18 protein-coding genes are annotated in these 17631 nt (G+C 71.9%); 9 read left to right on the plus strand and 9 right to left on the minus strand.

Annotation, left to right across the window (positions count from 1 at the left end):
- The first annotated feature begins 72 nt into the window (after window positions 1-72).
- The 3 genes from ABT336_RS03665 (at window position 73) to ABT336_RS03675 (ending at window position 4907) form a co-directional block, all read left to right on the plus strand.
- Window positions 73-723: a C39 family peptidase gene (locus tag ABT336_RS03665; RefSeq protein WP_350894925.1), complete on the plus strand. Its 651-nt coding sequence runs from the start codon at window positions 73-75 to the stop codon at window positions 721-723.
- Between the two features lie 413 nt (window positions 724-1136).
- Complete coding sequence (locus tag ABT336_RS03670) at window positions 1137-1793, plus strand: C39 family peptidase (RefSeq protein ID WP_350894926.1); 657 nt, start codon at window positions 1137-1139, stop codon at window positions 1791-1793.
- A gap of 258 nt (window positions 1794-2051) precedes the next feature.
- Window positions 2052-4907 (plus strand): aconitate hydratase, encoded by a 2856-nt coding sequence (locus ABT336_RS03675; RefSeq protein WP_350894927.1) that lies wholly within the window; start codon window positions 2052-2054, stop codon window positions 4905-4907.
- 54 nt (window positions 4908-4961) lie between these two features.
- Here the strand turns inward: ABT336_RS03675 and ABT336_RS03680 are convergent, their stop codons facing one another.
- Genes ABT336_RS03680 through ABT336_RS03690 form a run of 3 tightly spaced genes read right to left on the minus strand, consistent with a single transcriptional unit; the run spans window position 4962 to window position 6357 of the window.
- On the minus strand, window positions 4962-5558 hold the full coding sequence (locus tag ABT336_RS03680; RefSeq protein ID WP_350894928.1) for a GTP-binding protein: 597 nt from the start codon (window positions 5556-5558) through the stop codon (window positions 4962-4964).
- Window positions 5539-5928 carry a DUF742 domain-containing protein gene (locus tag ABT336_RS03685; RefSeq protein ID WP_350894929.1) on the minus strand — a complete coding sequence of 130 codons (390 nt, stop codon included), beginning with the start codon at window positions 5926-5928 and terminating at the stop codon, window positions 5539-5541. Before ABT336_RS03685 ends, ABT336_RS03680 begins: the two co-directional genes overlap by 20 nt.
- Window positions 5929-5934: 6 nt before the next feature.
- Complete coding sequence (locus ABT336_RS03690; RefSeq protein WP_350894930.1) at window positions 5935-6357, minus strand: roadblock/LC7 domain-containing protein; 423 nt, start codon at window positions 6355-6357, stop codon at window positions 5935-5937.
- Window positions 6358-6696: 339 nt separating this feature from the next.
- Here ABT336_RS03690 and ABT336_RS03695 point away from each other — a divergent pair, with 339 nt between their 5' ends.
- Window positions 6697-6942: a DUF2630 family protein gene (locus ABT336_RS03695; RefSeq protein WP_350894931.1), complete on the plus strand. Its 246-nt coding sequence runs from the start codon at window positions 6697-6699 to the stop codon at window positions 6940-6942.
- 18 nt (window positions 6943-6960) lie between these two features.
- Here ABT336_RS03695 and ABT336_RS03700 read toward each other — a convergent pair whose 3' ends face one another.
- Together ABT336_RS03700 and ABT336_RS03705 are read right to left on the minus strand one after the other, a co-directional pair.
- A complete protein-coding gene (locus ABT336_RS03700; RefSeq protein ID WP_350894932.1) occupies window positions 6961-7896 on the minus strand; it encodes a serine protein kinase RIO in 936 nt (311 codons plus the stop codon).
- A gap of 194 nt (window positions 7897-8090) precedes the next feature.
- Window positions 8091-8735, minus strand: coding sequence for an HAD family hydrolase (locus ABT336_RS03705; protein WP_350894933.1), 645 nt, complete (start codon window positions 8733-8735; stop codon window positions 8091-8093).
- 153 nt (window positions 8736-8888) lie between these two features.
- Here ABT336_RS03705 and ABT336_RS03710 point away from each other — a divergent pair, with 153 nt between their 5' ends.
- The 5 genes from ABT336_RS03710 (at window position 8889) to mug (ending at window position 12444) form a co-directional block, all read left to right on the plus strand.
- Complete coding sequence (locus ABT336_RS03710) at window positions 8889-9461, plus strand: TetR/AcrR family transcriptional regulator (protein WP_350894934.1); 573 nt, start codon at window positions 8889-8891, stop codon at window positions 9459-9461.
- Window positions 9462-9570: 109 nt separating this feature from the next.
- The gene (locus ABT336_RS03715) at window positions 9571-10482 is read left to right on the plus strand and encodes a TIGR04222 domain-containing membrane protein (protein ID WP_350894935.1); all 912 of its coding nucleotides are present in this window, start codon (window positions 9571-9573) and stop codon (window positions 10480-10482) included.
- Window positions 10479-11324 (plus strand): MbnB/TglH/ChrH family RiPP precursor modification enzyme, encoded by an 846-nt coding sequence (locus tag ABT336_RS03720; protein ID WP_350894936.1) that lies wholly within the window; start codon window positions 10479-10481, stop codon window positions 11322-11324. Before ABT336_RS03715 ends, ABT336_RS03720 begins: the two co-directional genes overlap by 4 nt.
- The gene (locus tag ABT336_RS03725) at window positions 11321-11791 is read left to right on the plus strand and encodes an SCO6045 C-terminal-like domain-containing protein (RefSeq protein WP_350894937.1); all 471 of its coding nucleotides are present in this window, start codon (window positions 11321-11323) and stop codon (window positions 11789-11791) included. Before ABT336_RS03720 ends, ABT336_RS03725 begins: the two co-directional genes overlap by 4 nt.
- Before the next feature lie 38 nt (window positions 11792-11829).
- A complete protein-coding gene (mug, locus tag ABT336_RS03730; protein WP_350894938.1) occupies window positions 11830-12444 on the plus strand; it encodes a G/U mismatch-specific DNA glycosylase in 615 nt (204 codons plus the stop codon).
- Here the strand turns inward: mug and ABT336_RS03735 are convergent.
- The 4 genes from ABT336_RS03735 to ABT336_RS03750 form a co-directional block, all read right to left on the minus strand.
- Window positions 12405-14381: an ABC transporter ATP-binding protein gene (locus ABT336_RS03735; protein WP_350894975.1), complete on the minus strand. Its 1977-nt coding sequence runs from the start codon at window positions 14379-14381 to the stop codon at window positions 12405-12407. The genes mug and ABT336_RS03735 overlap by 40 nt on opposite strands.
- Window positions 14382-14584: 203 nt before the next feature.
- Window positions 14585-15352 carry an enoyl-CoA hydratase/isomerase family protein gene (locus ABT336_RS03740; RefSeq protein WP_350894939.1) on the minus strand — a complete coding sequence of 256 codons (768 nt, stop codon included), beginning with the start codon at window positions 15350-15352 and terminating at the stop codon, window positions 14585-14587.
- 42 nt (window positions 15353-15394) lie between these two features.
- Entirely contained in the window at window positions 15395-15622 is a 228-nt protein-coding gene (locus ABT336_RS03745; protein ID WP_350894940.1) for a helix-turn-helix domain-containing protein, read from the minus strand.
- 162 nt (window positions 15623-15784) lie between these two features.
- Complete coding sequence (locus ABT336_RS03750; protein ID WP_350894941.1) at window positions 15785-17389, minus strand: ABC-F family ATP-binding cassette domain-containing protein; 1605 nt, start codon at window positions 17387-17389, stop codon at window positions 15785-15787.
- Window positions 17390-17631: the final 242 nt, after the last annotated feature.

A 17631-nucleotide genomic window follows, 5' to 3' on the forward strand; every position in this document is an offset into this window, starting at 1 on the left:
CTCCGCACTCCCCTGCCCGACCCCCGTCGCCCCCCGGCCCGGGTGTCGCATCCCCGACCGGGAGGAGTCGCCGTGGTCCTCGACCCCAGCAGGAACCCACCTGGCACCACCGACGGCGCCGTAGCCGTCCCGGTGGCCACCCCCCAGGACGCCGGGCACCCCAGCCCCGCCGTCCAGAGCCCCACCATCCCGACCCAGACCGGACGTCGGCCGCAGGCCGCCGGTGGGGTCGACATCCGGTACGAGGCTCAGGCCACCTTCTTCTACTGCGGACCCGCCGCCACCCGGCACGCCCTGAGTGTGCGGGGCACAGTGGTCGACCAGGAGACCCTGGCCCGGGAGCTGGGCACCACCGAGGCCGGCACCGGGTCCCTGCACGACGTCGTACCGGTGTTGAACAGGGAGTTCGGGGACGGGACGTACCGGATCACCGAGATCGCCGGCGGGCCGGTGGCGTCACCTCTGATCGAGACCCTGCGGGCCGACGTCGTCCGGACCGTCTCGGCGGGGCGGGCGGTGGTGGCCAACACCGGCGGCACCGGCACCGACACCTCGGGCACCCGGCACACCTTCGCGTTCGGCCACTACGTCTGTGTGGTCGGGTACGCCGAGGGTGGCCGCCTCGTCACGATCGCCGACTCCGCCGACCCGGCCCGCGCCTCCTACCTGATGACAGTGCAGGAGTTGGCCCGCTGGATGGCCGGACGGGGCTACGCCCACTGACAGTCACCGCCCGGCCGGGTCGAAACCGGTCATGGCGGCGGATCCCACCGGTCCGGTCGGGCACCCCCACGCAAGCCCGGCCGGATGTCCGGTATCGCCTACGCCGGGGGGTTCTCCGGGTGGTCGGGGTCACCACCGGGACGGAATCGCTGTGGGGGGCGGGGCGTTGTAACCGGCATACCCGAGCGGTCCACGGGCCGCCCCGCTCCCCCGGCGACACCGACCCAGCCCCTGCGGCCCGGGCCGGACACCCCCCGCCGGAATGCGACCACCCCCCGGGGCGTTACACATCCCCGGACGCCCGAGCAGGCCGAGCCGCCGGGCACCTCCCCCGAACCTTCCCCCGCAGGACGGCACCGCCCGCTCCCCCGCGAGGCGTGCCGCGCACCCCCGACAGAGAGGAACCATTCATCATGCGTACCACTCTGCTTCGTAAGGCTGCCCTGACCGCTGCCGGCCTCGCCTTCACCGGCGGTGCCATCGCGGGCCCCGTGACCGCCGCCTACGCCGCCCCCGAGCAGGGGCGGGCCACCGCCGCCGTGCAGACCGAGCGTCGCCCCGGCGGGGAGCGTGAGCTGGACGTCCGGTACGAGGCCCAGCCCAACTTCTACTACTGCGGTCCCGCCGCCGCCCGTAACGCCCTGAGCGTGCTGGGCAAGAACATCTCCGTGGACGAGATGGCCAAGGAGATGCGGACCACCGAGGCCGGCACCGACTCGGTCGACGACATCACCCCCGTGATGAACAAGCACACCGGCAAGGACACCTACCGCAGTGTCGAGATCAGCAGTGGCAAGGCCGACGACAGGCAGACCGACCGGCTGCGGGCCGACATCGTGCGGACCGTCGACGAGGGTCGGGCCGTGGTGGCGAACATCGCCGGCACCGCCACCGACACCGACGGCACCGCCCACTCCTTCGAGGGTGGCCACTACATCAGCGTGGTCGGGTACTCCGACGAGGGCGCGACGGTGACCATCGCCGACTCCGCCGACCCGGCCCAGGCCAGCTACAAGATGGACGTCGAGGACCTGGCCGACTGGATCGCCACCCGCGGCTACATCCACTGAGCCACCGGCACGCACGTGAGGGCCGACCCCGTCCGGGGTCGGCCCTTCGTCGTGTCCGCGGGTCACCGCCGGGCCGACCGGCTACCGGGTCGTGGATCATGGCACCCGGCCCGTCCCGCAGGGTGGGGCCGAGGTTGCGCCAATAGCAAGACGGACGTACGGTTTTGTAGAGAGCGTGTCGGGCGGTAAGTGTCGCCTAACCTCGGCGGCGCCCCGGCCGGTGCGACAGACTGCTCAGGACTACTCACGGTCGCTGGTGTGAAGGAGTACGACGTGGCGAGCCTCGACACCTTCGGTGCGAAGACCCAGCTACGCGTCGGAGACGCGAGCTACGAAATTTTCAAGATCGGCAAGGTGGACGGTCACGACCGGCTGCCGTACAGCTTGAAGATTCTCCTGGAGAACCTGCTGCGGACCGAGGACGGCGCGAACATCACCGCCGACCACATCCGGCAGCTCGGCGGCTGGGACCCGACCGCCGACCCGAGCGTGGAGATCCAGTTCACCCCGGCACGGGTGCTGATGCAGGACTTCACCGGCGTACCGTGCGTGGTCGACCTGGCCACCATGCGCGAGGCGGTCCGTGACCTCGGCGGCGACGCCACGAAGGTCAACCCCCTCGCCCCGGCCGAGCTGGTCATCGACCACTCGGTCATCGCCGACCTGTTCGGCCGCGAGGACGCCTTCGAGCGCAACGTCGAGCTGGAGTACGAGCGCAACAAGGAGCGTTACCAGTTCCTGCGCTGGGGCCAGAGCGCGTTCAACGAGTTCAAGGTCGTCCCGCCGGGCACCGGCATCGTGCACCAGGTCAACATCGAGTACCTGGCCCGTACGATCATGGAGCGCAACGGCCAGGCCTACCCCGACACCGTGGTCGGCACCGACTCCCACACCACCATGGTCAACGGCCTCGGTGTGCTGGGTTGGGGCGTCGGCGGCATCGAGGCCGAGGCCGCGATGCTCGGCCAGCCGGTCAGCATGCTGATCCCCCGGGTCGTCGGGTTCAAGCTCTCCGGTGAGATGCCCGCCGGCACCACCGCCACCGACCTGGTCCTCACCATCACCGAGATGCTGCGCAAGCACGGGGTGGTGGGCAAGTTCGTCGAGTTCTACGGCCCCGGTGTGAGCGCCGTACCGCTGGCCAACCGGGCCACCATCGGCAACATGTCCCCGGAGTACGGCTCCACCGTGGCGATCTTCCCGATCGACGCCGAGACCGTGCGCTACCTGGAGCTGACCGGCCGGGACCCGCAGCAGGTGGCGCTCGTCGAGGCGTACGCCAAGGAGCAGGGCCTCTGGCACGACCCGGCCGCCGAGCCGGAGTACTCCGAGCGTCTCGAACTGGACCTGAGCACCATCGAGCCCTCCCTCGCCGGGCCGAAGCGCCCGCAGGACCGGGTGCCGCTGGGCAGCGCCAAGACGCTGTTCCGGGCGGCGCTCACCGACTACGTGGCCGCCGACGAGACCGGTGGCGACCCGGGTCGCAAGCCCGGCGTGCCCCAGCAGGGCAAGCCGTTCGGCGCCGCCGGTCCGGCCGACGAGGCCAGCGCCGAGTCCTTCCCGGCCAGCGACGCCCCGGCCAACACGGTCAACGACCCGGCCGACGCCCCCCGGGAGCTGACCAGGGCCGCGGCGGGGTCCGGGGGCCGGGCGAGCAACCCGATCCGGGTCACCGGGACCGACGGCGTGGAGTACGAACTGGACCACGGCGCGGTGGTGATCGCCGCCATCACCTCCTGCACCAACACCTCGAACCCGCAGGTGATGATCGGTGCCGCCCTGCTGGCCCGCAACGCCGTCGACAAGGGGCTGGCCCGCAAGCCGTGGGTGAAGACCACCCTGGCCCCGGGCTCCAAGGTCGTCATGGACTACTACGACCGCTCCGGCCTCACCCCCTACCTGGACAAGCTCGGCTTCAACCTGGTCGGGTACGGCTGCACCACCTGCATCGGCAACTCCGGCCCGCTGCCGGAGGAGGTCTCCGCCGCCGTCAACTCCAACGACCTCGCCGTCGTCTCGGTGCTCTCCGGCAACCGCAACTTCGAGGGCCGGATCAACCCGGACGTCAAGATGAACTACCTGGCGTCCCCGCCCCTGGTGGTGGCCTACGCCCTCGCCGGCACGATGGACATCGACCTTGCCAACGAGCCGCTCGGCGAGGACACCGAGGGCAACCCGGTCTTCCTGCGCGACATCTGGCCCAACACCGCCGAGATCCAGGACGTCGTCGCCTCGGCGATCGGCGCGACCGGGTTCAGTGCCGCCTACGCCGACGTGTTCGCCGGTGACCAGCGGTGGCAGTCGCTGCCCACCCCGACCGGGGACACCTTCGCCTGGGCCGGCGAGTCGACCTACGTCCGCAAGCCCCCGTACTTCGAGGGCATGGGGCTCCAGCCGTCGCCGGTCTCCGACATCGACTCGGCGCGGGTCCTGGCCAAGCTCGGTGACTCGGTCACCACCGACCACATCTCCCCAGCCGGTGCGATCAAGGCGGACTCCCCCGCCGGGAAGTACCTCGCCGACCACGGGGTGCCGCGCCACGAGTTCAACTCGTACGGCTCCCGCCGGGGCAACCACGAGGTCATGATCCGGGGCACCTTCGCCAACATCCGCCTGCGCAACCAGCTCGTCCCCGGGGTGGAGGGTGGGTTCACCGTCAACCACCTGACCGGCGAGCAGACCTCGATCTACGACGCCTCGACGGCGTACCAGGAGGCGGGCATCCCACTGGTGGTGCTGGCCGGCAAGGAGTACGGCTCAGGGTCGTCGCGGGACTGGGCGGCAAAGGGCACCATGCTGCTCGGCGTGAAGGCGGTCGTCGCCGAGTCGTACGAGCGGATCCACAGGTCGAACCTGATCGGCATGGGTGTCCTGCCCCTGCAGTTCCCGGCCGGCGAGACCGCCGAGTCGTTGGGTCTGACCGGCACCGAGACCTTCGCCGTCTCCGGGGTGACCGAGCTGAACGAGGGGCGGACCCCCCGTACGGTCAAGGTCACCACGGACAGCGGCGTGGAGTTCGACGCGGTGGTCCGGATCGACACCCCCGGTGAGGCGGACTACTACCGCCACGGCGGCATCCTGCAGTACGTCCTGCGGCGCATGATCGCCAACTGAACGAGAACGCACGACGGGTCGGGTCCCTCGGTCACCGGGGGACCCGTCCCGCGTTCAGGACGACGCCTGCGCCCGGAGTTTCTTGGCGTGCTCCAGCAACGCGATCAGCACCTGCTTGCCGGAGGAGCGCTGCCGGGCGTCGCAGAGCAGCACCGGCACCTCGGGGTCGAGGTTGAGGGCCGCCTTGACCTCGTCGAGTTCGAACCGGCGGGCCCCCTCGAAGCAGTTCACAGCGACCAGGAACGGCGTCCCCCGCCGCTCGAAGTAGTCCACCGAGGGGAAGCAGTCGGCCAGCCGCCGGGTGTCGGCGAGGACCACCGCCCCCAGCGCACCCAACGTCAGCTCGTCCCAGACGAACCAGAAGCGGTCCTGTCCCGGAGTGCCGAACAGGTAGAGCACCAGGTCGTCGCTGATGGTGATCCGGCCGAAGTCCATCGCCACGGTGGTGGTCGTCTTCTCCTCCACCCCGGACAGGTCGTCCACCGCGGCACCGCCGGCGGTCAGCACCTCCTCGGTGCGCAACGGCCTGGTCTCGCTCACCGCGCCGACCATCGTCGTCTTGCCCACGCCGAAGCCGCCGGCGACCAGGATCTTGACCGCCGTGGGGAGCGGTGCCGAGTCCGCAGGTCGCTCAGAGTGCCCGTAGTCCATTGATGATCGCCTCAAAGATGCTGTCGTCGGAAGGGTCGGCCGGGATGCGTGGCTGCTGGACCCGGACGAGGTCACCGGCCACGAGGTCGCCGAGGAAGACCCGTACGGTCCCCACCGGCAGGTCGAGGTGGGCGGCGATCTCGGCGACCGACTGCACCCGCTGGCAGAGTTCGATGATCGTCTGGTGCTCGGGGCCGAGCCCGGCAGCGCTGGTACCGGCCGTCGGCCGCTTCGCCGTCACCAGCGAGATCAGGTCGAAGGTCCCGGCGACCGGCCGGGCCCGGCCCCTGGTGAGCAGGTACGGGCGGACCACCGACCCCGCCTGCTCGTCGACCCACTGGTCCGGTTCGGCTCCCCCGTTGACGGTCACCGTCGGCTACCGCCCCTCGGCCGGGAGCTCGGCCTGCCGGGACGGGGTGTTGACGTACCGGCCGACCCGGGTGACCAGCATCGCCATCTCGTACGCGATGAGCCCGACGTCGGCGTCCTCGGAGGCGAGTACGGCGAGACAGGCGTTGTTCCCGGCCGCCGTGACGAAGAGGAAGGACGTCTGCATCTCGATGATGGTCTGCTGGACCCGCCCGCCACCGAACCGTTTGCCGGCTCCCCGGGCCAGGCTCTGGATGCCGGCGGCCATGGCGGCCAGGTGTTCGCCGTCGTCGCGTCCCAATCCGGTCGAGGAGGCCATCAACAGGCCGTCGGCGGAGAGCGCGACGGCGTGTTCGGCCTGTTTGACCCGACCGACAAGGTCGTCGAGTAGCCAGGCGAGGTCTGCGCTCTGAACGGTCTGCTGTACCACTGGTCGTCCTCTTCTCCCGGGCTGGCGTGCGGGTCGGCCGGTCCGGGGCGTACCCGGCGGTCGGCCCGGACCGGGTACGGCCCGGCACGGCCGGCGGCGGCTGTGGGCCCGGGTGTCGGCACCATCCGCCGCCCACCCGATCATCCATTATGGACGTGCTGTCGGCACGGGGAGTCGGCCGGTCCCGCCCGGCCGGGCGACCTCCTGGTCACCACGGCCGGACCGGAATCGGCACCGGGACCGGGACGGCCCCGTCGGCACCGCTGCCTCCGACCGGGCGGCACCGTTGGGATCGGCGTCCAGCCGACGTGTCAGGCCCCGCTGTGCCACGCTCAGGAGATGGACGACAAGAGCATTCTCAACCGGATCTCGGAGCTGGTCGACGAGGAGCACCGGCTGCGCTCCACGGCCCAGACCAGGGAGTCGGGCACCGAGGACGACCGGGACCGGCTCCGCGCCCTGGAGGAGTCGCTGGACCAGTGCTGGGACCTGCTGCGCCGGCGGCGGGCCGCCCGGCAGGCCCACGGCGACCCGGACGCCCAGGGCACCCGGGCCGTTCCCGAGGTCGAGCGGTACCTCCAGTAGTCACCGGGACCGCTGTGGTCAGCGCAGACCCGCCTCCCCCAGCAGCACCTCGGTCAACCCGGCCGGATCCACCTCGTCGGGGGGCAGCCCCCGCGCGGCGAACCAGGCGGCGACGACCCGGACGTCGCGGGCCAGGAACTCCGGCCCCTGCGGATTCGCCACCACGTCCACCACCTGCGGCAGGTCGATCAGCACCAGCCGCCCGTCGTGCACCAGCAGGTTGTACGGCGACAGGTCACCGTGCGCGTACCCGGCCCGGGCCAGGACCAGCAACGCGTCCACCAGCTGGGTCCAGAGGTTGCGCGCCGAGTCCGGGTCGGGACGCAGCTGGGCGAGGCGGGGTGCGGCCTGCCCCGATTCGGCGTCGCCGACGAACTCCAGCATCAGCTCGGTGCCGAGCAGCTGGACCGGGTACGGCACCCGTACCGCGCCGGTCCGCGACCCGATCTCCCAGAGCCGGGTCAGCACCGCGAACTCCGCGGCGGCCCACTGGCCGGCGATCAGCTGGCGACCGAAGGCGGTCCGGCCGGCCATCGCCCGGTTCTCCCGGGACCGGCGGACCCGCCGCCCCTCCAGGTAACCGGCGTCCCGGTGGAAGAGCCGGTGGTGGCTGTCCCGGTACCGCTTCACGGCCAGCAGACAGGACCTGTCGGTGTCCGGCACACCCCGGCGGACCAGGTGGACGTCGGCCTCCTTGCCGGACTTGAGGACGCCGAGTTCGGTGTCCCGGGCGGCGAGGTCGGTGACCAGCCAGTCGGGGTACGGCTCGGGACCGTGTACTGCGGCGTCCCAGGAGGACCAGGGGTCCCCGGCCTCCGGGTCGGCGGTGTCGTCCTGCTCGGTCGGGCCGTGGTCGGCGGCCCGACCGCGCCTCAGGAAGGGCTGTTCGTCGTCGAAGCGGCTCCGGCCGCGGGTACGGCGCTCCCGCGCCGGAAGGTCGTGTGATTCGCGCACGTCGGTGGTGATCCCTTGGTCGAGACGGGTGAGGGCGGGTGGAGGAACCCTGCAAAGACGGCCATGACCGACCTCCTCACCACTCGACCGGGCGACACCCGGACGCGTACGCACGCGTGCCGCCCATCCTGTCCGGGACCGGCCGAGCGGGCAACGGATTAACCGCACCCCGGACCCGACGTCACCGGCCCCGCTCAGCCGCCCATCACCACGGCGACGGCGGCGATCAGACCACCGGCGACATGGGTCGGCGCGAACCGGGAGTCCGCCCAGGTCCGGCCCCGGTGCAGCCAGACGCTGGGCAGGCCGACGGCGGTGGCCCCGCCGATGTCGGACTCCGGGCTGTCACCGATCACCCAGGCACCCCGCAACGGCATCCGCACCCGCTGGGCGGCCAACGCGAAGATCCGCGGGTTGGGTTTGCTGACCCCGGCCGCCTCGGAGATCACCCAGTCGGCGACGTACCGGTCCAGCCCGGTGCGTCGGATCAGGTCCTCCTGGTGGCGTACCGTGCCGTTGCTGACCACCACCGGAACCCACCCCACGTCGTCGGCGATGCGCAGCGCACAGGCGACGAGGGGGTCGAGGCGGGTGTGCGTCAACAGACCTTCGCGCAGCTCCTCCACCAGGTCGATGGCGGGCACGAGCAGGCCGTACCGGTCACGGATGGCGTCGGCGAGGTCCCACCGGTCGGTGAGCCCGTCCGCGTCGATGGAGAGCAGCCAGTCCAGGTCGGTGGCCGGGGCACCGACGTCGTCGAGGAAACGCCGCGCCCAGGCACGAAAGGACCCGGTCCGGTCGAGGAGGGTGTTCTCCAGATCAAGCAGGAGCAACGGCACCCGCCGAAGGGTACGGGACAGTACAGCTCGGCGAACAGTGCCGGGTAGCCCACAGTGGTCCGTCGACGCCGCCCCGTGCACCGGTCGCCACCGGCGGACTCCAAGCCGTACGTACGGTTTGCACCGGCCTGCGGCACCTGACACGATCGACCCGTGCCCAGAGTAAGCCAGGACCAGCTCGACGCCCGGCGCCAGGAGATCCTGGCCGCCGCCCGGGCCTGTTTCGCCCGACACGGCTACGAGGGTGCCACGGTCAGACGGCTGGAGGAGGCCACCGGGCTCTCCCGGGGCGCCATCTTCCACCACTTCCGGGACAAGGACTCCCTCTTCCTGGCCGTCGCCGAGGACGACGCGGCCGCCATGGTGGAGACGGTCGCCCGCAACGGTCTGGTCCAGGTGATGCGGGACCTGCTCGCCCGAGCGGTCTCCCCGGACACCACCGGCTGGTTGGGCAGCCAGTTGGAGGTGTCCCGACGACTGCGGACCGATCCGGCCTTCGCCCGCCGGTGGGCCGAACGCTCGGCGGCGATCGCCGAGGCGACCCGGGACCGGCTGGCCCGCCAACGCGACGCCGGGGTGCTGCGCGAGGACGTACCCATCGACGTGCTGGCCCAGTTCCTGGAGCTGGCGTACGACGGGCTCGTGTTGCACCTGGCGATGGGGCGCCCCGCCGGTGACCTCGGCCGCGTCCTCGACCTCGTCGAGGAGGCGGTCCGCCGCCGCTGAGGACCGTCGCGAGGCGGACAGCCATCTCCACCCAGCGGTGGATCCGGCCTGTGGCGTGACTGCTCCACACTGGTGCCAACGCACCGCGCACGAGCTTCGGGAGCCGAGCATGACCGTCCTAGCCGCACCCGGTGACACCTGGGGCATCCCCGGCCCGGTGTTCCTCGGGATCTACCTGTCGGCGGTCGTCGTCACGATCGTCTGTTCCGTGATCCACAGGCACTATCTCCTCGACGGACATTACGGTCAGCTCCACCAGCCGCTCGACGCCCAGCAGCTCGCCTACCTCAACGGTGGCGAGAAACTCGTCGTCTGGACCGCCCTGACGGGTCTCCGAGCCAGTGGCACAGTCGACGTCACCCCGGACCGGCGGCTCCGCGCCGTCGGCGACCCACCGGCCGGCCTCACCCCGGTGGACCGGGCCGTGTTCCACGCGGCGCAACGGCGGCGAGCCCCTCGTCTCCTGGGCCGGGAGGTGCAGGTGATCGACGCACTGGAGCACCTGCGGACCGCTCTCCAGGAGCGCGGCCTGATCCTCACCCAGGCCCAACGCCACCGTCTGCGGCTCGGCGCGTACCTGCTCATGGCCCTGGCGCTGGTCGGCCTGGTCCGTCTCGTCGCCGGGCTCGCCAACGACCGGCCGGTCGGATACCTCCTCCTCGGCATCCCGGTCGCCGTCGTGGCCGCCGTCGTCCTCACCCGGGCTCCCTGGCAGACCCGGGCCGCGAAGGCCACGCTGCGCGTCCAGCGCCAGAAGCACCGTCACCTATCCCCCGGTTCCACGCCCTCGTACACCACCTACGGGTCCAGCAGCGCGTCCATGGGCGTTGCCCTCTACGGCACCGCGGCGCTCTGGGCCTTCGACCCGGCCTTCGCCGAGCAGGCCGAGATCCAACGCGAAGGGGCGGCCTCCGGGGCCACCTCCTCGGGAGGCGGCGGCGGTGACGCCGGAAGCGGTTGTGGCAGTGGCGGAGGAGGCGGCGGCGGTTGTGGTGGTGGCGGGGGCGGGTGCGGCGGGTGACCGGCGCGGCCCAGCCGACCGTCCGCACGGGCCTGGCCGGGGTGGGCATCGGGTGGCGGCCGGAGATCGCCGGTTTCGTCGCCGAGCTGCCGGGCCTCCGGTTCGTCGAGGTGATCGCGGAGAGCATCCCGCCCACCGGTCCGCTCCCCCCTGGCCTGGACACCCTCCGCGACGACGGCGTCGTCGTGGTGCCGCACGGCGTCCGGCTCTCCCTCGGCGGCGCGGAGCCGGTCGAGGCGGACCGGGTGGCCCGACTCGTCCGGGCCGTCGAGCGGACCGGCGCTCCCCTGGTGAGCGAACACGTCGCCTTCGTCCGGGCCGGTGGACTGGAGGCAGGGCACCTGCTGCCGCTGCCCCGCACCCGGGCGGCGGTGGCGGCCACCGTGGCCAACGTCCGACGGACCCAGGCCGACCTGCCGGTGCCGATCGCCCTGGAACCGATAGCGGCGCTCTTCGACTGGCCGGACGACGAGCTGGACGAGGCGGCGTTCCTGACCGAGATCCTCGACCAGACCGGGGCGCTGCTCCTGCTCGACCTCGCCAACGTCTACGCCAACGCCCGCAACAGGGGCACCGACCCGGTGGCGCTCCTGGATCGGCTTCCCCTGGACCGGATCGCGTACGTGCACGTCGCCGGGGGTGCCGAGGACGGGGGTTTCTACCACGACACGCACACCGACCCGCTCCCGTCGGCGGTGCTCGACCTGGTCGGCGAGCTCTGCGCCCGCCGGAGCCGTCCCCCGCTGCTCCTCGAACGGGACGGACGGTACCCGCCCGCCGCCGACCTCCGTACCGAACTGGACGCGCTGGCCACCGCCGCCGGCCACCCGGTGATCACGTGAGCGGGTCCGGGGCCGACGACCTCGCCGCCCGACAGGCCGCCCTGGTCGCGGCGCTGGTGACGGGTGGTCCCGTCCCGCCCGGGTTCCGGTCGGCACCGTGGGAGGCGGCCCGCGCCGCCCTGCTGCGCAAGCGCGCCGGGGAGGTGGCTCGACACTGGCCCCTGCTCGCCGCCGGTCTCGGAGCCCTGTGGGTGCCGAGTTTCACCGACTGGGCCGCCCGACGGCCGACCCAGGGCGGGCTGCGTGACGGCTGGGACTTCGCCCGTCACCTGCGCGACCGGGCACAGCTGCCGACCCTGGGCGCCGACGAGCTGGCCGCCCGGGAGGCGACAGGTCGGTACGACGGGCACACGACCCCCCGCCCCCGCCGGTTCCCGGCGCTGGGCCGGGCCGCCGGGGCCGTCGCCGTCGGGTTCGCCGGACGGGTACGCCTGCTCCGGGCGGCCCCCCGACCCCCCGCCCCCTGACGCGACACCTACCGTCCCGATGCGGCAGGATCCCCGCCATGGAGAGCGGACACTCCGAACGGGGGTCGGTGCCGGCCCGCAGGCCGAGCCGGGAGGACCTGACGGCGGCGGTCGACCGGACCATCCCGGACGTCATCGGGCCCGGCCTGACGGTGCTGTTCGTCGGGATCAACCCCGGGCTCTGGTCGGCCGTCACCGGACTGCACTTCGCTCGGCCGGGGAACCGGTTCTGGCCGGCCCTGCACCGCAGCGGGTTCACCCCGTACCAGCTGCCCCCGAGTGAGCAGGAAACCCTGCTCGGGTACGGGTTGGGCATCACCAACCTGGCGGCCCGAGCCACCGCCCGCGCCGACGAGCTGGCCGCCGAGGAGCTGGTCGACGGGGCGTCGATCCTCACCGAGAAGGTACGCCGACACCGGCCCCGGTGGGTGGCGGTGGTGGGAGTGACCGCCTACCGGACGGGGTTCGCCCGCCCCCGGGCCCGCTTCGGGCCACAGCCGGAGCTGCTGGGCGACGCCGGGCTCTGGGTGCTGCCCAACCCGAGCGGCCTCAACGCGCACTTCCAGCTCCCCGAGCTGGCAGCCGAGTTCGCCCGCCTGCGGGTCGCGACAGGTCAGTTCGCGGCGGCCGGGGGCAGCGCCTCCGACACGTAGCCGCTCACCGACGGCACGGTGGTGACCAACGGCTCGGGACCGGTGGCGTCGGCGTACGGGCTCGGCGAGTCGGCGACGGCGAACTGGGTCCGGTACAGCTCCGCGTAGAGCCCTCCGACGGCCACCAGGTCGTCGTGGCGGCCCCGCTCGACGATTCGCCCCCCGTCGAGCACCAGGATCTGGTCGGCGTCGCGCACCGTGGAGAGCCGGTGCGCGATCACCAACGCGGTACGCCCGGTCAGCGCCACCGACAGGGCCCGCTGGACCGCCGCCTCGCTCTCCGAGTCGAGGTGGGCGGTGGCCTCGTCGAGGATCACGATCGACGGGGCTTTGAGCAGGAGGCGGGCGATGGCGATGCGCTGTTTCTCCCCGCCGGAGAAGCGGTAGCCCCGCTCTCCCACAGTGGTCTCCAGACCGTCGGGGAGCGCCCGGACCAGGTCGGCGACCTGGGCCCCGGCCAGCGCCGCCCAGAGGTCGTCGTCGGTGGCGTCGGGTTTGGCGTAGCGCAGGTTGGCGGCGATGGTCTCGTGGAACAGGTGGGAGTCCTGGGTGACCACGCCGATCTCGTCGCGCAGCGAGGCGAGCGTGGCGTCCCGGACGTCCACGCCGCCGACCAGGACCTGCCCGTCGGTGACGTCGTAGATCCGGGAGATCAGCATCGACAGCGTCGACTTGCCGGCACCGGAGGGCCCGACGAGGGCGACCATCTGGCCCGGCTCCACGGTGAACGACACCCCACGCAGGACCGGCTCGTTGACGGTCCGCTCCAGGGCGGAGACCTCCTCCAGCGAGGCGAGGGAGACGTCGGCGGCGCTCGGGTAGCGGAACCGGACGTCACGGAACTCGACCCGCCCGGCGGCCCGGGGCACCTCGACGGCGTCCGGCTTCTCCTCGATGCCGGGGCGCAGGTCGAGCACCTCGAAAACCCTGTCGAAGGAGACCAGGGCGCTCATCACGTCCACCCGGACGTTGGAGAGCGCGGTCAGCGGGCCGTACAGCCGGGTGAGCAGCAGGGCGAGGGTGACGACGGTCCCGGCGCTCACCGCGTCGTTGACGGCGAGCCAGCCCCCCAGCCCGTAGGTGAGCGCCTGGGCCAGCGAGGCGACCAGCATCATCGCCACGAAGAACGTCCGCGAGTACATTGCCGACTGGATGCCGATGTCGCGGACCCGCTCGGCCCGACCGGCGAACCGGCGGGCCTCCTCGTCGGGCGCGCCGAAGAGCTTGACCAACAGCGCCCCGGCCACGCCGAACCGTTCGGTCATTGTCGCGTTCATCTTGGCGTCGAGGTCGTAGGACTCCCGGGTGATCTCGGCCAACCGGCGGCCGACCCGCCGGGCCGGGACGATGAAGATCGGCAGCAGCACCAGCGACAGGGCGGTGATCTGCCAGGAGAGGGTGAACATCACCGCGGCGGTGAGCACCAGCTGGATGACGTTGCTGACCACGCCGGAGAGGGTCGAGGTGAACGCCCGCTGGGCGCCCAACACGTCGTTGTTGAGTCGGCTGACCAGGGCGCCGGTCTGGGTCCGGTTGAAGAACTGCAACGGCATCCGCTGCACGTGGTCGTAGACCCGGGTCCGCAGGTCGAGGATGATCCCCTCGCCGATCCGGGCCGAGTACCACCGCTGGGCCAGCGAGAGCAGCGCGTCGAGCACTGCCAGCCCGGCGATGAACAGGGCGATCCGGACCACCAGCGCCCCGGCGTCGGCACCCCCCTGGTTGATCGTGTTGATGACGTCACCGGCGAGCACCGGGGTGGCGACGCCGATGACGGCGGCCAGGACGACGGTGACGAGGAAGACCCCGATGTCGCGCCGGTACGGCCCGGCGAAGGCCACGATCCGTCGACCGGTGCCACGGGTGAGCCGGTGGGCGGAGACCTCGTCGGAGTTGCGCATCGACCGGAGCATGCTGCCCATGCCGCCGCCGGACATCGAATGGGACACTGTCACCTCCGGGTTGTCGCGACCGTCGGGTCGATTCTCCTGCCGAGTACGACAACTTCCGCGGCGACCCGGCTGTTCCCGGCGGCCCGCGCCCCCGGGCACTGGCGGATTGTCGTTCACCTCGCCCGGCGCCACGAACGACCCCACCCGCACCCCGTGGTACGAGTGGTGGTCGACCCGGCTGCGCCGGGCTACTCGCCGCTGCCGGTGAGGTCGCGCAGCCGACGGGTCTGCGCCTCCCGTTCGGCGCGCTGCTGCTGCGCCGGCGTACGCCCGGACGCCCCGGCCAGCAGGGCCTTGATCTCCACGACGGCGTCGCGGGGGTGGGCCAGCAGCCCGGCGGTGAGGTCACGAACGGTGTCGTCCAGGTCGGCGGGGGGCACGACGAGGGTGGCCAGGCCGAGCCGGTCCGCCTCGGCGGCGTCCATCCGCCGACCGGTGACGCAGATCTCCAGCGCCCGGGCGTAGCCGACCAGGTCCACCAGGCGTTTCGTGCCGGCCAGGTCAGGCACCAGACCGAGGGTCACCTCGGCCATGGACAGGCGCGCGTCCTCGGCGAGGATCCGCAGGTCACAGGCGAGGGCCAACTGGAATCCGGCCCCCACGGCGTGCCCCTGCACGGCGGCCACCGAAATGAGGTCGGGCCGGTGCAGCCAGGTGAACGCCGCCTGGAACTCGGCGATCCGGTCGGCGCACTCCGCCTCGGGCAGGCCGGCCAGTTCGGCGAACGAACCGGGTCCGGTGGTGCCGACCACCGCGCGGTCCAGCCCGGCCGAGAAGGCCCGCCCCTCACCGCGTACGACGACGACCCGGACGTCACCGGGCAGGTCCCGGGAGAACTCACGCAACGCCCGCCACATCGCCGGGGTCTGGGCGTTGAGTACGTCGGGCCGACACAACGTGACCGTCGCGACCGGCCCGGCGCAGTCGATGCGTACCCCGTCGGTGCCCGCTGTCACCGGGCTACCCGCCGGGGGCGTTGCTTGACGATGCCGGGCGGGTCACGCCTTCTTGCGACGGCGGGCACCGCCCCGCTGACGCAACTGCACCCCGGACTCGGTGAGCACCCGGTGGACGAAGCCGTACGAGCGGCCGGTCGAGGCCGCGAGCGCCCGGATGCTCTCGCCGCCGGTGTACCGCTTTACCAGGTCCTTGGCGAGCGTCTGACGCTCGGCCCCGACGATCCGGCGACCCTTCTCAGTGCTGGTGGCTGTGCCAGTGGCTGCCATGCTGATTCCTCACGTCCCAGACTGTGCGGTTCGGATACGGTCCCACCTATTAGACCGCCTCCAACGATCATGCGCCAGATATCAACTCTTCGCCAACCGACACGCTCTGCATTGTCAGGTACCCGATAGAGTGACGTTCCCGGTGACCGTCCGCCGGTCGGTTCAGGCCAGCTCGACCAGTTCCAGCAGGTCATCGCTCCAGGCGTCCTCGTCGCCGTCGGGAAGCAGGATCGCCCGGTCCGGCTTGAGCGCGGCGACCGCCCCCGCGTCGTGGGTGACCAGCACGATCGCCCCGGGGTAGCGGGCGATCGCGTCGAGGACCTGCTCCCGGCTGACCGGGTCGAGGTTGTTCGTCGGCTCGTCCAGGAGCAGGACGTTCGCACCGGAGCAGACCAGGGTGGCCAGGGCGAGCCGGGTCTTCTCCCCACCGGAGAGGACCCCGGCCGGCTTCTCCACGTCCTCGCCGGAGAAGAGGAACGCACCGAGGATCTTTCGCAGCTCGGTGTCGGTCTGCTCGATCGCGGCGGCCCGCATGTTCTCCAGCACGGTCCGCTGGACGTCGAGGGTCTCGTGTTCCTGGGCGTAGTAGCCCAGCCGCAGCCCGTGCCCGGCGTGCACCCCACCGGTGTCCGGCGGGAGCAGGCCACCGAGCATCCGCAGCAGGGTGGTCTTCCCGGCACCGTTGAGGCCGAGGATGGCCACCCGGGAGCCCCGGTCCACTGCCACGTCCACGTCGGTGAAGATCTCCAACGATCCGTACGACTTCGACAGCCCGGACGCCGTCAACGGGGTCTTGCCGCAGGCCGCCGGGTTCGGGAAGCGGACCTTTGCCACCTTGTCGGCGACGCGGACCTCCTCCAGCCCGGAGAGGAGCCGCTCGGCCCGGCGGGCCATGTTCTGCGCCGCCACGGTCTTGGTGGCCTTGGCCCGCATCTTGTCGGCCTGGGCCTTCAGCGCGCCGGCCTTCTTCTCGGCGTTGGCCCGCTCCCGGCGACGTCGCCGCTCGTCGGTCTCCCGCGCCGCCAGGTACGCCTTCCACCCGAGGTTGTAGACGTCGACGACGCTGCGGATGGCGTCGAGGTACCAGACCTTGTTGACCACCGCGTCCAGCAGGTCCCCGTCGTGGGAGATGACGATCAGGCCACCCTTGTGGTTGGCGAGGAAGCCGCGCAGCCAGGTGATCGAGTCGGCGTCGAGGTGGTTGGTCGGCTCGTCGAGCAGGAGGATGCCTCCACCGTTCTCCCCCGCGTCCCGGAACAGGATCCGGGCCAGCTCGATCCGGCGACGCTGCCCGCCGGAGAGGGTCCCGATGGTCTGGGCCAGGGCCCGGTCGGGCAGTCCCAGGTTGGCGCAGATCCGCGCCGCCTCGGCCTCGGCCGCGTACCCGCCGAGGGCGGCGAACTGGTCCTCCAGGACGCCGTAGCGACGGACCAGCTTCTCGTCGGTGTCCTCGGCGAGCCGGGCCTCCAGCTCCGACATCTGGGACATCAGCACGTCGAGACCCCGGGCGGAGAGGACCCGGTCCCGGCCGGTCACCTCCAGGTCACCGGTACGGGGGTCCTGCGGGAGGTATCCGATCGCGCTGCGCCGTTCGAGCTGACCGGCGTACGGCTGCCCCTCACCGGCGAGCACCTTCAGTGTGGTGGTCTTGCCCGCACCGTTGCGGCCGACCAGGCCGATCCGGTCACCCGGCTGCACCCGCAGCGTGGTGTCGGACAACAGGATCCGGGATCCGGCACGCAGTTCCAGGCCGGTGGCAGTGATCATTTCGGGGAAACTCGCTCTCGGGGTCCGGAAGGGCTGACTCGGGGCACGCGAAACCGCCGGCGAGCCGTGGGGCCCGTCGGCGGGGGCGGTTCAGCCTTCGCAGAGCAGCACCCGACAAGTGTACCGGGCGTCGGTTAACCGTTCGTCCGGATTACCGGGCAAGATCATCGGGTACCGGGAGCGGCGGTACCGACACCGATCCTCGATACGAGGTCGGTACGGGCCGGGTCCGGTACCGGAAC

Source organism: Micromonospora sp. NPDC000207 (assembly GCF_040300925.1).
GTDB lineage: Bacteria > Actinomycetota > Actinomycetes > Mycobacteriales > Micromonosporaceae > Micromonospora.